Raw genomic sequence first — 14,578 nt, 5'->3', positions numbered from 1 at the left:
GAAGCGTGCTTACGCGCGGCGGCGAATCCACGAGAAACGTGACTGATAGCCGCTGTCAAAATGGGTGTTATAGCGATAGCTCGAACCCGCCTCCGCCATGCAATAAGTACACACCGCCACGCGATCAATCTGCGCCGCCGGGATGCCGCGCTGTAACAGCAGGCTCTGCGCCAGCTGAGGCAAATCAAACCATACTCCCTGATGATGCGCCTGTGCCTGAGGTCGGATCGCCTGCGGATTATGCGGCTGTTGCTGTGACCAGCTTAGCGCCGGCAGGTCCGGGCGCTGCTGCATCTGTGCGATGCGATCAACGCCCAGCTCGTAGCAGCACGGGCCGATCGCCGGACCGATCGCCACCAGCAGGGATGCCGGCGTCGCGCCACCCGCCAGCAGCCGATCGAGGGCACTGCTCAGCACGCCGCCGAGCGTACCCTGCAAGCCGGCATGCACCGCCGCCACCTGATGCGTTTTCACATCGGCAAACAGCACCGGCAGACAGTCAGCGGTGTAAACCGCAACCGGCTGATGATCGTCACTGATCACCCCATCGGATTCACAACTTTTCGGCGGCCGGTTCTGCCCGGCCAGCACCACTTTTGCGCTGTGCCGCTGCTGTCCGTACGCCGCAGCGGCCGGTGCCGGCTGACCGGCAGGCTGAAAGGCATACTCCAGCCAGCGTTGACTCTCCAGCAGCGCCGAGCGCGGCCCGCGATTATCCATAAGTGTCTCCTGTGACCTGACCCCGGTTTTCCTCTGCCCACAGCTTACGTTAACTGCTACATTTTTAAAGCTTTACAAAAACTGACCATAATCACTTAAGGACGACATGATGAAAAACACCTCCTGGCTGGCCGCGGCGGGCCTGATTGCCCTGACGCTCACCGGCTGTGCCCAACCGCAAAAACAGCTGGCTCAGCAGCAACTTGGTCAGCAGTCGGTGCTGGCAGTCAACTGGTTCCAGCAGTCTGGCGAGTATCAGGCGCTGAGCTGGCAGGCGTTCAACACGGCACGCATGGCGTTTGATAACGCTCCTTCGCTCACCGGCAAACCCAAAGCGGTGATTGTTGATCTGGATGAAACCATGATCGATAACAGCGCCTACAGCGCGTGGCAGGCAAAAAATGGCCAGCCGTTCTCCGGGAAAACCTGGTCAGCGTGGACGCAGGCGCGCCAGGCGACCGCAGTGCCCGGTGCCGTCGAATTTGCCAACTACGTGAATAGCCACGGCGGCACCATGTTCTACGTCTCGAACCGCGATCAGAAAGACTACGCGGCCACGGTCGATAACCTCAACAAACTGGGCTTCAGCGGCGTAAGCGACAAAACCGTGCGTCTCAGTACCGGCAACTCCAACAAACAGGCGCGTTTCGACGTAATTAAAAATGCCGGCTACAACGTGGTGCTGTATATCGGCGATAACCTGAATGACTTCGGCGGCGCCACCTGGCATCAGGGCAACGCGCAGCGCCAGCAGTTTGTCACGCTCAACCATCAGCGTTTTGGCACCCAATTCATTGTGCTGCCAAATCCACTGTACGGCGACTGGGAGAGCGGCATGGCTGAAAACTACAATAAGTTAACCCCGGAACAGCAGCTGCAGGTGCGTGAATCCCGCATGAAAGCCTGGAACGGTAAATAATTCGTCAAGCGAAATAGCGCCTGCCCTGGCGGGCGCTTATTACAGGCGGTCAGCGCCAGTGATATTTACGTTTCTTTGTAATTATTATTCTGCTTATCATTTTCCCGATCTCTTACTTAATCCTTCTGCCGCCTTCAGTGAAATATCATCGCGAATAACGTTAAAGCCAGCGGATATCACTATTCATAAATTTAGTAATTAGGATTTTTCTCAGCGAGCAAAGCGTAATCCACCATACCAGCATAAAGGCGCAAAAGTTTTAGGTGTATATATTTGTCAGTGCATCCGAAAGGCGTTTTAAAAAATCATATTAATAGACTGATTATATTTATTTTTAATGAAATTCCTGCTGATTTCGTCACTTGCATTAACTTACTTTGCCATGACATTTGCTGACACTTATTTTACATAAGGTCGCTTCTTCTGCCGGGCTGAAATATTCCTGGTGCAAATCAATTCATAAGCGTCTATAACCAATTTCTGTGAGAAAGCGCCGTATTCACCTGCCACAGAACGCCAAAACCGTGCTGCGCCATGCATTTATTTGCCCGGAAGCGCTATTTGCGGATACAGAGAGAAGATAATTGTGACGACCCTTAAACCCTTATTAGCGAAAAATCGCAGTTGGGCACTCCAGCGCCGCGAGCGTAATCCAGATTACTTTGAACAATATCTGCATCAGCAGAAACCCCACTCCCTGTGGATTGGCTGTTCCGACAGTCGCGTACCAGCAGAAGTACTGACCGGCTCGCATCCGGGCGAGCTATTCGTGCACCGCAATATCGCCAATATGGTACTACCCGATGATGACAACTTTCTCAGCGTGCTGCAGTACGCGATTTTTTATCTCGGCGTCGAGCGCATTGTGCTGTGCGGTCACTACGGCTGCGGCGGCGTGCAGGCGGCGCTGGGTTTGCCTGCCAGCCCGTTAGCGCAGGAGGATTCGGCGCTCGCCAGGCGCATTGCCGCGCTGCGCCGCGCGTTGCAGCAGGGATTAGTGGCGTATCACGCCAGTCCCGCGCAGGAAGAGGAGAGCAGCAAGCTTAACCGGCTGGTTGAAGCCAATGTCATCGCCCAGTTTAGCCAGCTGGTGCGCTGCGAGCCGGTGCAACAGGCCTGGCAGGCCGGACAGCAGCTGGATGTATTTGGCTGCGTTTATGACCTGCAGTCCGGCCATCTGAAAGAGTTAATCCAGCAATCGTCAGAGGAACCCTCATCATGAATCTGCAAACGCTTCGTCAGGATATTCCTGCTGGTCTGGTGGTGTTTCTGGTGGCACTGCCACTGTGTCTGGGCATCGCGCAGGCCAGCGGTCTGCCGCCCTTTGCCGGTCTGCTCACCGGGGTGATCGGCGGTCTGCTGGTTACCGCGCTCAGTCCCTCGCGCTTTGCCGTGAGCGGCCCGGCGGCGGGGCTGGTGACCATTGTTGTGGCCTCAATCCAGACGCTCGGCAGCTTTTCCGCGTTTCTCACCGCGCTGATTCTGGCTGGCGTGCTGCAGTGCATGCTCGGCCTGCTGCGCGCCGGTCGTTTTATCTCACTGGTGCCAGGCAGCGTCATCAAAGGGATGCTGGCGGCCATTGGCCTGCTGTTGATTATGCAGCAGATTCCGGTGGCGCTGGGCGCAGCGAGCGATGCCGGTCTGCAGTCGCTGGTCAGCGGGGAGTTTTCGTTTTCGCTCAGCGCGATGCTGGTGGCCGGTAGCGGGCTGCTGATTCTGTGGCTGTGGACCACGCCCGCGATCAAAGCGGTTAAAGCGCTGAGCTGGATCCCCGGCCCGCTGGTGGCGGTGCTGTTTGGCTGCCTCGCCACGGTGTTAGGCGATCGCCTGTTTCCCAGCCTCGGCGAAGGCCTGCCGCGTATCGTACTGCCGGCGTTTGACAGTATGTCGGCGCTAGTGGCGGAGCTGGAAACTCCTGACTGGCTGGCGTGGCAGAATCCGTCGGTGTGGGTGGTAGCGATTACGCTGGCGCTGGTGGCCAGCCTTGAAACGCTGCTCAGCCAGGAGGCGCTGAAAAAACTGCGTCCGCAGCACCCGGCACCGTCACCGAATAAAGAGATGTTCGCGCAGGGCATCGGTAACCTGACCGCCGGCTTGCTCGGCGCGATGCCCATTACCGCGGTGATTGTGCGCAGTTCGGTCAACGTCAGCGTGGGTGCCCAAACCAAACTGTCGATTCTGCTGCACGGCGTGCTGCTGCTGATTTGTGGCTTGTGGTTCAGCGCCCTGCTTAACGCGATTCCACTCGCCAGCCTGGCCGCGGTGCTGCTGTATACCGGCTATAAGCTGGCAACGCCGCGCCTGTTCATCGAACAGATTCGCATGGGCGCGCAGCAGTACGTGCCGTTTCTTGCCACCATCGGCGGCATCGTTGTGTTTGGCATGCTGGCCGGGATTGGCATCGGTATCGCGACGCAGATTCTGTGCAGCATCTACCAAAGCCACCGCAACGCGCTGCAGCTTACCCGCTATGACGACCATTACGTGCTGCGCTTTCAGCAAAACCTGACCTTTATGCACAACCCGAAATTGCAGGGGCTGCTGGCGGAGATCCCGGAAAATAGCGTGGTGATTGTCGATCACGATAACGCCGAGTATATGGATCCGGATGTGAAAGCGGTGCTGCAGGATTTCGGGGATAGCGCCGGTGAGCGCGGTATCCGGCTGAGCCAGTGGCCGGTAGCGGTGAAATAACGTTCCCGCGCACAGTCATGCAGTTTTTTCGCCAGAATCGGATATCCCGGATATCCGATTTTTTTATTTATACGGCATAATTGCCGCTCACTGCGCCTGCCTGTTTCACATGCTGTCGGCGGGGCTGGTAGCTCGTCTCTGGCTTTCATGGCAGAGTGAGCGCCGCTCAGTCGCAGAGCAGGGCGACGAATACCGGGTTAATTAGCGAATTATCGCACGGATTTTTCAGGTTAAATGATTGCTGATGCCAGCGACGGATGGCAGCGATTTCAGGTTACAGGGTTCAGACGTATGCGCGTTAGGCTGTTTGAAGAGAATAATGTTAAAAAGAATGCTCTTTCGCTGTGTCTTATTACGCTGTTCTTCTGCTTTGTTGGCAGCCACCTGCGTATTCCCGAAGAGTTTTCCCTGTTCTGGCCGGTGAATGCCCTCATCGCCGGTTTGATGGTGCGCAACCCGTTTTTACACACCACCTCCAGTTATCTGGTGTGTTTTGCCGCCATGATTTTCAACGATACGGTTTTTTCCGGCTGGGCACTGCCAGCGGTGACGATTAATTTTGCCAATATCCTGTTTATTCTGGTGTCAGTCAGCATGCTGATTAAGCATCTGCAATCGCCAACCGCAAACAGCCAGGTGTTCAACGCCATGCGCATTTTTCCGGCGTGCCTGCTCGGCGCAGCAGCCTGCGCCACCTGGGGCGCATGGGCGCAGGATATCGATTTCAACGCGCGCTTTGTGGTGGCGTGGGCCGACTGGTTCAGCGAGCAGTTCTCCACCTCGCTGATGCTGCTGCCGGTGATGCTGACGCGTCCGTTGCGCAGCGTGCCGCTGCGGACGCTGATTCATCCGGCCAGGCTGCTGCCGCTGCTCGCCGTGGCGCTGTCGCTCACGGTGGGGGCGCTGATTGGTGGCGCGGGCAGTCTGACCTTCCCGGTGCCGGCGCTGATCTGGTGTGCCATTGTTCTGCCGATTCCGATCACCAGCCTGGTGATTCTGTTCACCGGCATCACCGAGATCGTGCTGGTCTCGCACGGCGTGATGAATATTCAGGGCGATGATTCGCTGCTGCCCATCAGCCATCTCACATCTGCACGGCTCGGCGTGGCCACCGTGGCGCTCAGCCCGCTGCTAGTGGCGGTGAGCATGGACGCCATTCGCCAGCTTAACCATCGCCTGGCATTGCGCGCCAATTACGATTTCCTTACCCAGCTACTGTCGCGCTCCGGCCTGTATGAAAACCTGCGCCAGCAGCCGTTTTCCCTGCAGCGTGAAGCCGGCGTGATTATGCTGGATGTCGACTACTTCAAAGCCATTAATGACAATTTCGGCCATGATGCCGGCGATGGCGTGCTGGAGGAAATTGCGCGCCGTATTCAGCACGTGGTCGGCAGTCGCGGCCTGGTGTGCCGCTTTGGCGGCGAAGAGTTCGTGGTGGTGGTATTTGATTACACCCACAGCCAGCTGTTTCAGCTGGCCGAAGTGATTCGTCAGGCAATGGTGAAAGAGAAGTTCTGGATTCAGGGCAACACCGTGACCGTGACGGTCAGCCTCGGCCTGGCGCGCGGCGGTGCGGTTAACGAACGTGAATGGCCGGGGGTAATCAACCGGCTGGTGTCAGCGGCGGATAAACACCTTTACGTTGCCAAGCGCAACGGCCGCAATCAGACCTCACCGGCAATCGCGCCGCGCAGCATGGCGCATGACGTGGCCTGAGCCACGCCATCGCAGGTTACACGCTGCTTTTCAGCTGGCTGGATTGCTGATGACGCTGCTGCGCCAGCTCAATCAGGCGGGTAATCAGATCGCTGTAGCTCAGGCCGGCCGCCTGCCACAGTTTGGGATACATGCTGATGTTGGTGAAGCCGGGTAAAGTATTCACTTCGTTGACAATAATGTCGCCCGTTTCGGTGAGGAACACATCGACGCGCGCCATGCCAAAGCACTCCAGCGCCTGAAACGCGTTAAGAGCTACAGCCCGAATGGCCTCGCTGGCTTCCGCACTGATGTCAGCCGGTACCACCACCTGCGCGCCGCTCTCGCTGATATATTTGGTGTCATACGAGTAGAAGGCGTCGTGCACCACAATTTCACCGCACGGGCTGGCTTCTGGCGCCTCGTTACCCAGCACCGCACACTCAATCTCACGGCCGCTGATGCCCTGTTCAATCAGCACCTTGCGGTCAAAGCGGAACGCCAGATCCAGCGCCGCGTCGAATTCGTCCGGCTGCGTCACTTTGCTCACCCCAACGGATGATCCCTGATTGGCTGGCTTGATAAACAGCGGCAGGCCAAAGCGCGCGATCACCGCCTGCACATCCAGCGCCGCGCGCTGCGTCTGGGTGACGCTTAGCCACGGCGCCACTTTCAGGCCGGCATCGCGCAGCAGGCGTTTGGTGAAATCTTTGTCCATGCTGACCGCGGAACCCAGCACATCCGACCCGACAAACGGCAGATTGGCCATGCGCAGCAGTCCCTGCAGCGAGCCATCTTCGCCCAGCGTGCCGTGTACAATCGGGAAGATGACATCCAGCTGCGACAGCGGCTGCGCCTGCTGCCGCGTAATCAGCTGCTCCGCGCGGCTGCCGGGCACCAGCGCCACGTTTTCACCGGAGCGGTTCAGGGCAATCAGCGCCGGATTGTCGGCGTTGAGCAGAAAGCCTGAAGCGTCATTGAGATGCCACTCGCCCTGTTTGTCGATCCCCAGCAGAACCACGTCGTATTTGTTTTTATCGATCGCCTCAAGAATATTTTTGGCCGACTGTAACGACACTTCATGTTCGGCCGACTTGCCGCCAAATACGATACCTACCCGCTGTTTTGCCATTGCTCTTTGTCCGGTTGCAGTAAAGCGAGCAGCTAAGATAACACGCCCAGGACAGCGCTCAACAGCGCCGCGATTATTCTGCAGTTGATCGGTCGCCAGACCGCATTCAATCGGGCTTTGCCCACTTTATTCATAAATATTCTCCACAGTTTGAGACAAGTCTTGGACGGCCTGAAAGCTGCCTTCTGTCAGAATTTTCCCAATTCAAAGAAAAGTCTGCGGTGGACGATGCGTCCACCGTTTTTTGTCAGGTTTACAGGAGTCGGGAAATGATGGACCAGAAGCAGAATGCCGTGGAGCAGGATGCGCGTTCTGTTGCTCGTATCGAAACCACCGTGGATGACACGCTGTTAAAAAGCGTGGCGTGGATTTGCAAACACTATAAACGCGAGAAGAGTGAAGAGGCGCTGGTCGCCGGCCTGCCAAAAGCGACGCTGCTGTCGCCGTCGCAGGCGATGACCGCTCTGGAGAACGCTGGCATTACCGGCGGCATGGTTGAACGCCGCCTGCAGGATCTGCCGGAGCAGCTGATGCCGATGATACTGCTGCGGCAGAACGGCGGCGGCTGCATTGTGCTGTCGCGGCGCATTCACACCAATGAGGAGAATCAACGCGAGCTGCGTTTCCAGCTGATCATGCCGGAGGTGAGTGATAAAGCGGTGGAGATGAGCCTGGCGGAGCTCAACGAGATTTACGCCGGCTTTGCGGTGATGGCGAAACCGGCGGCGGTACTGGATGAGCGCGCCAGTGAAATGCTGCCGGAGGTCAAAGGTCACTGGCTGTTCAGCACCCTGTGGCGCTACCGGCGTTACTACCGCAGCGCCGCCATTGCCGCCGTGCTGATCAACGTGCTGGCACTCTCCAGCATCTTCTTCACCATGAACGTCTACGATCGCGTGGTGCCGAATCAGGCCTTTGTTACGCTGTGGTCGCTGGCGATTGGCGTCACCATCGCCATGATCTTCGAAGCCATTACCCGCTTTGTGCGGGCGCATCTGCTGGACATGGCGGGCAAAAAGGCCGACCTGGTGCTGGGCAGCATGCTGTTCCGTCAGGCGTTGTCAATCCAGATGGAGCACAAGCCGGCCTCATCAGGTACTTTCGCCAACCAGATCCGTGAATATGAATCGGTGCGCGATTTTGTTGCTTCGGCGACGCTGGCGGCGATTTCGGATCTGCCGTTTATCCTGATGTTCGTCGGCGTGATCTTCTTTATCAGCGGTCCGCTGGCCATTATCCCGTTGATGATGATCCCGCTGATCATCATCGTCAGCGCCGCGATCCAGTGGCCGCTGGCGCGTATCATGAAGGAGAACCTGCGCGATGCGTCGCTGAAACAGGGCGTGCTGATTGAGTCGGTTGAAGGCATGGAAACGCTGAAAGCCGTGGGCGGTGAAGCGCATATGCAGCGCCGCTGGGAGAACTTCAGCGCGCTGCAGTCGGCTAACTCAATGAAGTCAAAACGCTATTCGACGCTGGCAACCGGCGTGGTGACCTTTCTGCAGCAGTTTCAGACCGTGATGCTGGTGGTGGCCGGGGTTTATCTGATCAACGCCGGCACCTTCACCATGGGTGCGATGATCGCCACCGTGATGCTGGCCAGCCGCGCCACCGGCCCGCTGGGTCAGGTGATTGGTCTGGCGGTGCGTTATCAGCAGGCCAAAGCGGCGCTGACCTCGCTGAATAAGCTGATGGAGATGCCGGTCGATCGCGACAGCAGTAAAACCTACCTGACCGATCCGCCGCTGACCGGCGAGATCTCGCTGAGCAACGTCAGCTTCTCTTATCCGGCACCGCCGATGAAGCCCAATCCGGAAATTCTCAAAGACATCTCGCTGACTATCAAGGCCGGTGAGCGCGTGGCGATTCTTGGCCGCATCGGCAGCGGTAAATCAACGCTGTTACGCGTGATGGCGCGTCTGTATCAGCCGGTGAAAGGCCAGATCTCCGCTGACGGACTCGATGTTAACCAGATCGATCCGGCCGACTGGCGCAAAGCAGTGGGCTTCGTCAGCCAGGATGCGCGCCTGTTCTACGGCACGCTGCGCGAGAACGTGATGATTGGCCGGCCGGATGCCACCGCGAATGAACTGCTGCGTGTGCTGAATTTGACCGGTCTCGATCACGTGGCGGCGCGCCATCCGAGCGGCATCAACCTGTCGGGCGGTCAGCGTCAGTTAGTGTCGCTGGCGCGAACTCTGCTGACGCGGCCCAAAGTGCTGCTGATGGATGAACCGACCAGCGCCATGGACAGCATGACCGAAAGCCAGTTCCTCGCCCATCTGCGTCGCGCCAGTGAAGGCCACACGCTGATCGTCGTGACGCATCGTCCGTCAATTCTGGCGCTGGTCGACCGCATCATCGTGGTTGAGGAAGGAAAAATTGTCGCGGATGGCCCGAAAGAGCAGGTGCTGGCCGCGCTGGAAGGTAAAGGTAAAACCCGCCAGCCGCCGCGTCAGGCGGTAGAGCAGGCGGTGCGCGCACCTGCGCCGGCTAACGATGCTTCGGCAACGTCAGAGCCCGCCGTCGCCGCGGCAGAGGAGGCCGCAGTATGATCAAGTTAATGCCATGGCGCAGCCGCAGCAAAAATCTCTCCGCTGCGGATGCCGAATTCATGAATGACGTGCAGGCGTCACTGCTGTCGCAAACCACGCCGGGATCGAAACTGGTGATGTGGATCATCATCGCAGTGATTGGCATCGGTCTCACCTGGGCAAACTATGCGCGGGTGGAGGAGATCACCAAAGGCGACGGAAAAGTGATTTCCCGCAGCCGCGAGCAGGTGATTCAGAGTCTGGAAGGCGGCATTCTCGCCGAAATGAATGTGCGTGAAGGCACGGTGGTCAACCGGGGCGACGTCCTGCTGAAAATCGATCCGACGCGTGCGCAATCAAGCTATCGTGAGGCGCTGAGCAAGGTGATTGGCCTGAAGGGCAGCATTGCGCGTCTGCGTGCCGAAGCCTACGCGCAGCCATTGACGTTTGACGAGCAGGTGCAGAGCGATCCCGCCGTGGTTGCGCAGGAGACCAAGGCCTATGAATCACGCAAGCGCGCGCTGAATGACAGCATTAACTCACTGCAGCGCAGCTATGCCCTGTCGATGCGTGAAATTCGTCTGGCGGAGCCGCTGGCGGCGAAAGGATTGCTGTCTGAGGTCGAGCTGCTGCGCATGCAGCGCCAGGCGAACGACATCCAGGCGCAGATTGTCGAGCGGCGTAACCGTTACCAGTCTGATGCCAACACCGAACTGGCACGACTGGAGCTGGAACTCAGCCAGGTAAGCGAAAATCTGATTGGCCGCGCGGACGTGGTCGAGCGCACCACCATTACCGCACCGGTGCGCGGCACGGTGAAAAACGTGCGCGTCAACACCATCGGCGGCGTGATTCAGCCCGGTGAGCACATCCTGGAAATCGTGCCGCTGGAAGAGCAACTGCTGGTGGAGGGCAAAATCCGTCCTTCTGATGTCGCCTTCCTGCGTCCGGGGCTGCCGGCCAAAGTGAAAATCACCGCCTACGACTTCGCCATCTACGGCGGACTGGATGGCCATGTGGAATACATCAGTCCGGATACGCTGAAAGACGATCAGAAAGCCGCTTCCGGCCGCCCGGATGACACCTATTACCGCGTGTTGATCCTCACCGATAAAAGCACGCTGCACGCAGGCAACAAAGATCTGCCGATCATTCCCGGCATGGTGGCCACGGTGGAAATCCGCACCGGCGAGAAAACCATCCTTGATTACCTGCTGAAGCCGGTACTTAAGGCGAAAGAAGCCTTCCGCGAGCGTTAATAACCATGAAAAATAATAATATGCACCGTCGCGCAGCGGCGCGGCGCCTCTCTTTGCTTGCCGGTTGCATTACGGTCATGATGGCTCCGGCCATCAGCGTAATGGCCGATTCGACCAGTGAACTGATGATGTTTGCCGAGATGAGCGGACATCGCCCGGCCGCCCCCGCTGCGGCACCGGTACGCAGCGCGCCGGTGCAGCGCGTGCCCGTTGCGCCAGCCCAGCGCTTTGCAACCGCGCCGGCACCGCAACCGATGTTTACGCAACCTCAGGCCGTGCCGGTTGCGCCACCGGTGGCCACGCCACGCGCTCAGCCGGCACCAGCACCGGCACCTTCACCGGCACCTTCACCGGCACCAGCGCCAGCGCCAGCAGCGCCGATTGCCCCGCCGCCGGTGCAGCCGGTACAGGGCGGCGGTTTTCTGACGGAGGAGCAGCGCCAGCCGGAACCAAAGCAGACGAATCCGCTGCTGAAATCGGTACGCACTTTCAACCCGCAGCAGCCTGCGCCGGTGCCGGTGAATGAAGCAGAAGTAAAAGCGCAGAGCGAGTTCAGCTTTGTCAGCCCGCCGGTAGCGGAAACCAGAACCACCGCCGCCGATGCCGCCGTGGCGCGTTCACCGGTCAGCCTGAGCGGCGCGGTGGATGAAACCGTGGCTGAATCCGAGCTGCGGCAGAAATTCCTCTCGGCCGCACGTATCACCTGGCGCATCAGCCCGGCGCTGAAATCGTCCGTGGCGCAGACCGATGCCGCCGCCGCCAGCGTGGATGAGGCGAAAGGGCAGCGCTGGCCGCAGCTGGATGTCAGCGCCAGCTCGGCGACCAAAGAGTTTGGTGGCGGGGTAAAAAGCGACGGTAGTCAGAGCAACGTGCCGGCGCTCGGCGTGTCGATGGCGACCAACCTGATTGATTTCGGTCAGACCAGCCGCACCATCGAGAGCCGCGAAGAGCGCGTGACCTCGGCGCAGCAGGCGGCGCAGGCGCAGCGTGAAGAGCTGGCGATGCAGGTCAGCAACGCGCTGATTGAGTGGAACAAGCAGCAGCGGATCATTGCCATCAGCCAGCAGTACGTGGCGCGCATGACCGAACTGACCACCATGCTGAGCGGCATTGTGCAGTCAGATACCGGTCGTCGCAGCGAGCTGACGCAGGCCAAAGGCCGATTGCTGCAGGCGCAGAGTTATCTGGAGAATGCCGAGTCGCGCGCGCGCGATGTCGAAATCACGCTGAACCGCCTGATGGGCAACAGTCGCGTGACGCTGCCAGCCAGCGATCGCTGGGCGATGAATTTTGGCGATCTCAACCGCCAGCTGGCCAGCCTGGATTATCATCCGCTGATCCTGCGCGCCAGCGCGGAAACGCGAGCGGCGTTTAAAGAAGCGGAAGCGATTAAAGCTTCCGGCCTGCCAAAACTCAACTGGACGATAAGCAAAAGTACGCGTGAGGATCAGCTCGGTCGCCAGCAGGCGTGGCAAACCGGCATCAACGTTAGCTGGGGCCTGTTCCGCGGTGGTTCAACTAACGCGCAGGAGATTGAGGCGATTAAACGCGCCGAAGCCAGTCGTCAGCAGGTGCAGGAGCAGCGGCGCGACCTGGAAAATCGCGTGCGCGCCGCCAGCCAGGATGCACATTCGATGGCCGATCGCGCCGCGCTGTATAAGAGTCTGATTGTAGAGTCTGACCGCATCCGCAAAGACTTTTTCGATCAGTGGTATCACCTCGGACGCCGCTCGCTGCTGGATGTTCTGAGCGCCGAGAGCGATTTGTATAATAACCAGGTAAGCGAAGTGAGCAATCGCTTTGACAGCTACGCGGCGATCATTCGCGGCTACTCCAGCGCCGGCATCCTCAGCCGCTGGCTCACCACCGGACGTTAAGTATCAGCCCGCTGCGGCGGGTTAGCCGGTACCAGAACCAGCAGCGCAACCGGGATGGCAGCGAACAGCAGCAGGGCTGTGGCGGCGCTGCTGCTGTAGATTTGCGCAAAGAGTATCGCCCCGCCAATTTGCCCAATCGCCAGCGTCAGAAACGCCGCCGCCACGCCAGAGGCCGCATTCTGTGGCGTGGCGGCGGCACCCGCAACCAGCAGAATACCCGACAGCGTGACATATCCCGCGCCGCACAGTGCCGCCGCCGGTACCAGCCAGTAGCTAAAGTGGGTGAGCGCCGCCAGCAACAGCAGCGGAACGGCCATCGCCAGCTGCGCCAGCCAGTACACCTGACGCATACCGATGTAGCGTGCCAGCGGGCCGGTGAGCGCGCCGAGAATGCCGGCCGCGCCGCTAACCAGCCACAGCATACTGGCCTGGCCGTCGTTCAGGTGACTGTGCTGGCGTAACACATCCGGTCCAAAACACCACCACGCCGCGCTGGCGACACCGCTAAGAAAAGCGATGATGATCACCCGCTGCAGCGCGCGGTTGTGCAACCGATCGCGCCAGCCAACCGGCGATCCCGGTGGATCGGCACGACCGGCGGGCAGGCAATAGCGTGCCAGCAACAGGCTGATTAGCGCCAGCGCGGCAAAACAGCAGCAGGCCGCGCGCCAGCCGCCGGGCATCAGCATAAAAATGGGCACTGACACAATAATGCCCGCGCCGGTGCCGGCGTTGATGAGCGTATTAGCGGCGGTTTGCCGCGACGCGTCAATTTGCCGGCTCACGGCACTGGCGAGCGCCGGGGAAGCCAGTCCGGCACCGAGACCGGCGATAAACAGCCCACCGGCAATCAGCCATGCACTGCTGGCAGCGGCCAGCAGCAGTAAGCCGAGCATGGCCGTCAGCGCTGCCAGCATGGCGGTGCTGCGCACGCCCCAGCGCGCCAGCAGCAGCGTGGCGCCGGGCGTGGCCAGGCAGTAAGCCAGATAGCTGCAGGCGGCCAGCATGCCCGACGCGCGTGGGATGAAGCTGATCTGCTGCGCCACCTGCGGCATCATCATTCCCCAGGCAAAACGCGCCAGTCCGTAGGTCACGGCAATCAGCATAAAGCCGCTCAGCGTCAGGCGGAGTGAGGCTTTCATGGCGTATTCGCCAGCAGTTGCTCAGCCGCCAGACGTGCAGTGACCGCGGCCTGCGGGCCGTCAATCAACCCGGCCATAATCGCCCCTTCAAACAGTATCCAGATGGCATCGGCCAGCGCTGACGGCGAATTTCTGTGCGAGTGCGCCACGCAGGCACGGATGTAGCCGCGCTGCCAGTAGCGATAATCCAGCGCCTGCGCCGCCAGCTCAGCATCCTGCTCCGCATACTCGCCGTACGCTTTGGCAAAAAAGCAGCCGAGCGATCCTTCCGCCCGCATCCACTGTTCCAGTACCGAAAACAGCTGGCTGATGGCTGCCGGATCGTCTGGCTGTGACAATAAATCGGCAAAGCGCTGCCGGCGCGCGGTCATCACCGCGGCAGTTAACCGCTCGCGCGACGGAAAGTGCTGATAGAGCGTACGCGTGGAAACCTTCGCCTCACGGCAAATGTAATCGGTGCTGGTGGCATGAAAACCGTTGTTGTAGAACAGCCGCTCGGCAGCGTTCAGGATGTGTTGTTTTTTACGCATACCTTAAAAAGTAAACCGATCGTTTTACTTTTGCAAAGTGGCGGCGCGAAAATCGTGTGCGAGGCGGTTAATCACC

11 protein-coding genes are annotated in these 14,578 nt (G+C 59.4%); 7 read left to right on the top strand and 4 right to left on the bottom strand.

Translation table 11 applies throughout. From position 1 onward, the window contains the following. Positions 1–9: 9 nt before the first annotated feature. A complete protein-coding gene (locus F3I21_RS17815; protein WP_150059463.1) occupies positions 10–720 on the bottom strand; it encodes a polyphenol oxidase family protein in 711 nt (236 codons plus the stop codon). A 109-nt stretch (positions 721–829) separates the two neighbouring features. On the opposite strand from F3I21_RS17815, the gene F3I21_RS17810 reads away from it, so the two are divergent. The 4 genes from F3I21_RS17810 (at position 830) to F3I21_RS17795 (ending at position 6,049) form a co-directional block, all read left to right on the top strand. Further along, on the top strand, positions 830–1,639 hold the full coding sequence (locus F3I21_RS17810) for a 5'-nucleotidase, lipoprotein e(P4) family (RefSeq protein ID WP_150059503.1): 810 nt from the start codon (positions 830–832) through the stop codon (positions 1,637–1,639). A 580-nt stretch (positions 1,640–2,219) separates the two neighbouring features. Further along, complete coding sequence (locus tag F3I21_RS17805; RefSeq protein ID WP_058771348.1) at positions 2,220–2,861, top strand: carbonic anhydrase; 642 nt, start codon at positions 2,220–2,222, stop codon at positions 2,859–2,861. Between the two features lie 2 nt (positions 2,862–2,863). Beyond that, a complete protein-coding gene (locus F3I21_RS17800) occupies positions 2,864–4,333 on the top strand; it encodes a SulP family inorganic anion transporter (protein WP_150059502.1) in 1,470 nt (489 codons plus the stop codon). A 291-nt stretch (positions 4,334–4,624) separates the two neighbouring features. After that, a complete protein-coding gene (locus F3I21_RS17795) occupies positions 4,625–6,049 on the top strand; it encodes a GGDEF domain-containing protein (protein WP_150059462.1) in 1,425 nt (474 codons plus the stop codon). Positions 6,050–6,065: 16 nt separating this feature from the next. On the opposite strand, the gene ddlA is transcribed toward F3I21_RS17795, so the two are convergent. After that, on the bottom strand, positions 6,066–7,160 hold the full coding sequence (gene ddlA / locus F3I21_RS17790; protein ID WP_150059461.1) for a D-alanine--D-alanine ligase: 1,095 nt from the start codon (positions 7,158–7,160) through the stop codon (positions 6,066–6,068). A gap of 269 nt (positions 7,161–7,429) precedes the next feature. Between ddlA and F3I21_RS17785 the strand changes: the two genes are divergently transcribed. From F3I21_RS17785 to F3I21_RS17775, 3 genes are read left to right on the top strand one after another with little or no spacing between them, the layout of a single operon-like run. Next, a complete protein-coding gene (locus F3I21_RS17785) occupies positions 7,430–9,715 on the top strand; it encodes a type I secretion system permease/ATPase (RefSeq protein ID WP_150059460.1) in 2,286 nt (761 codons plus the stop codon). Continuing rightward, positions 9,712–10,953: an HlyD family type I secretion periplasmic adaptor subunit gene (locus F3I21_RS17780; protein ID WP_021509681.1), complete on the top strand. Its 1,242-nt coding sequence runs from the start codon at positions 9,712–9,714 to the stop codon at positions 10,951–10,953. The genes F3I21_RS17785 and F3I21_RS17780 overlap by 4 nt, the downstream gene beginning before the upstream one ends. A 5-nt stretch (positions 10,954–10,958) precedes the next feature. Further along, entirely contained in the window at positions 10,959–12,830 is a 1,872-nt protein-coding gene (locus F3I21_RS17775; protein WP_150059459.1) for a TolC family protein, read from the top strand. Here F3I21_RS17775 and F3I21_RS17770 read toward each other — a convergent pair. After that, positions 12,827–13,972: an MFS transporter gene (locus tag F3I21_RS17770; RefSeq protein ID WP_150059458.1), complete on the bottom strand. Its 1,146-nt coding sequence runs from the start codon at positions 13,970–13,972 to the stop codon at positions 12,827–12,829. The genes F3I21_RS17775 and F3I21_RS17770 overlap by 4 nt on opposite strands. Then, the gene (locus F3I21_RS17765) at positions 13,969–14,502 is read right to left on the bottom strand and encodes a TetR/AcrR family transcriptional regulator (protein WP_150059457.1); all 534 of its coding nucleotides are present in this window, start codon (positions 14,500–14,502) and stop codon (positions 13,969–13,971) included. The genes F3I21_RS17770 and F3I21_RS17765 overlap by 4 nt, the downstream gene beginning before the upstream one ends. Positions 14,503–14,578: the final 76 nt, after the last annotated feature.

Source organism: Pantoea sp. B_9 (assembly GCF_008632015.1).
Classification (GTDB): Bacteria; Pseudomonadota; Gammaproteobacteria; order Enterobacterales; family Enterobacteriaceae; genus Pantoea; species Pantoea dispersa.
This window is presented reverse-complemented; position numbering and strand designations above follow the sequence as displayed.

What these genes read in the sequence shown, in the direction of transcription:
- F3I21_RS17785 (WP_150059460.1), top strand. Translation starts at nt 7,430, where the DNA reads ATGATGGACCAGAAGCAGAATGCCGTGGAGCAGGATGCGCGTTCTGTT.
- F3I21_RS17780 (WP_021509681.1), top strand. Translation starts at nt 9,712, where the DNA reads ATGATCAAGTTAATGCCATGGCGCAGCCGCAGCAAAAATCTCTCCGCT.
- F3I21_RS17775 (WP_150059459.1), top strand. Translation starts at nt 10,959, where the DNA reads ATGAAAAATAATAATATGCACCGTCGCGCAGCGGCGCGGCGCCTCTCT.
- F3I21_RS17810 (WP_150059503.1), top strand. Translation starts at nt 830, where the DNA reads ATGAAAAACACCTCCTGGCTGGCCGCGGCGGGCCTGATTGCCCTGACG.
- F3I21_RS17770 (WP_150059458.1), bottom strand. Translation starts at nt 13,972, where the DNA reads ATGAAAGCCTCACTCCGCCTGACGCTGAGCGGCTTTATGCTGATTGCC.
- F3I21_RS17765 (WP_150059457.1), bottom strand. Translation starts at nt 14,502, where the DNA reads ATGCGTAAAAAACAACACATCCTGAACGCTGCCGAGCGGCTGTTCTAC.
- F3I21_RS17815 (WP_150059463.1), bottom strand. Translation starts at nt 720, where the DNA reads ATGGATAATCGCGGGCCGCGCTCGGCGCTGCTGGAGAGTCAACGCTGG.
- ddlA (WP_150059461.1), bottom strand. Translation starts at nt 7,160, where the DNA reads ATGGCAAAACAGCGGGTAGGTATCGTATTTGGCGGCAAGTCGGCCGAA.
- F3I21_RS17795 (WP_150059462.1), top strand. Translation starts at nt 4,625, where the DNA reads ATGCGCGTTAGGCTGTTTGAAGAGAATAATGTTAAAAAGAATGCTCTT.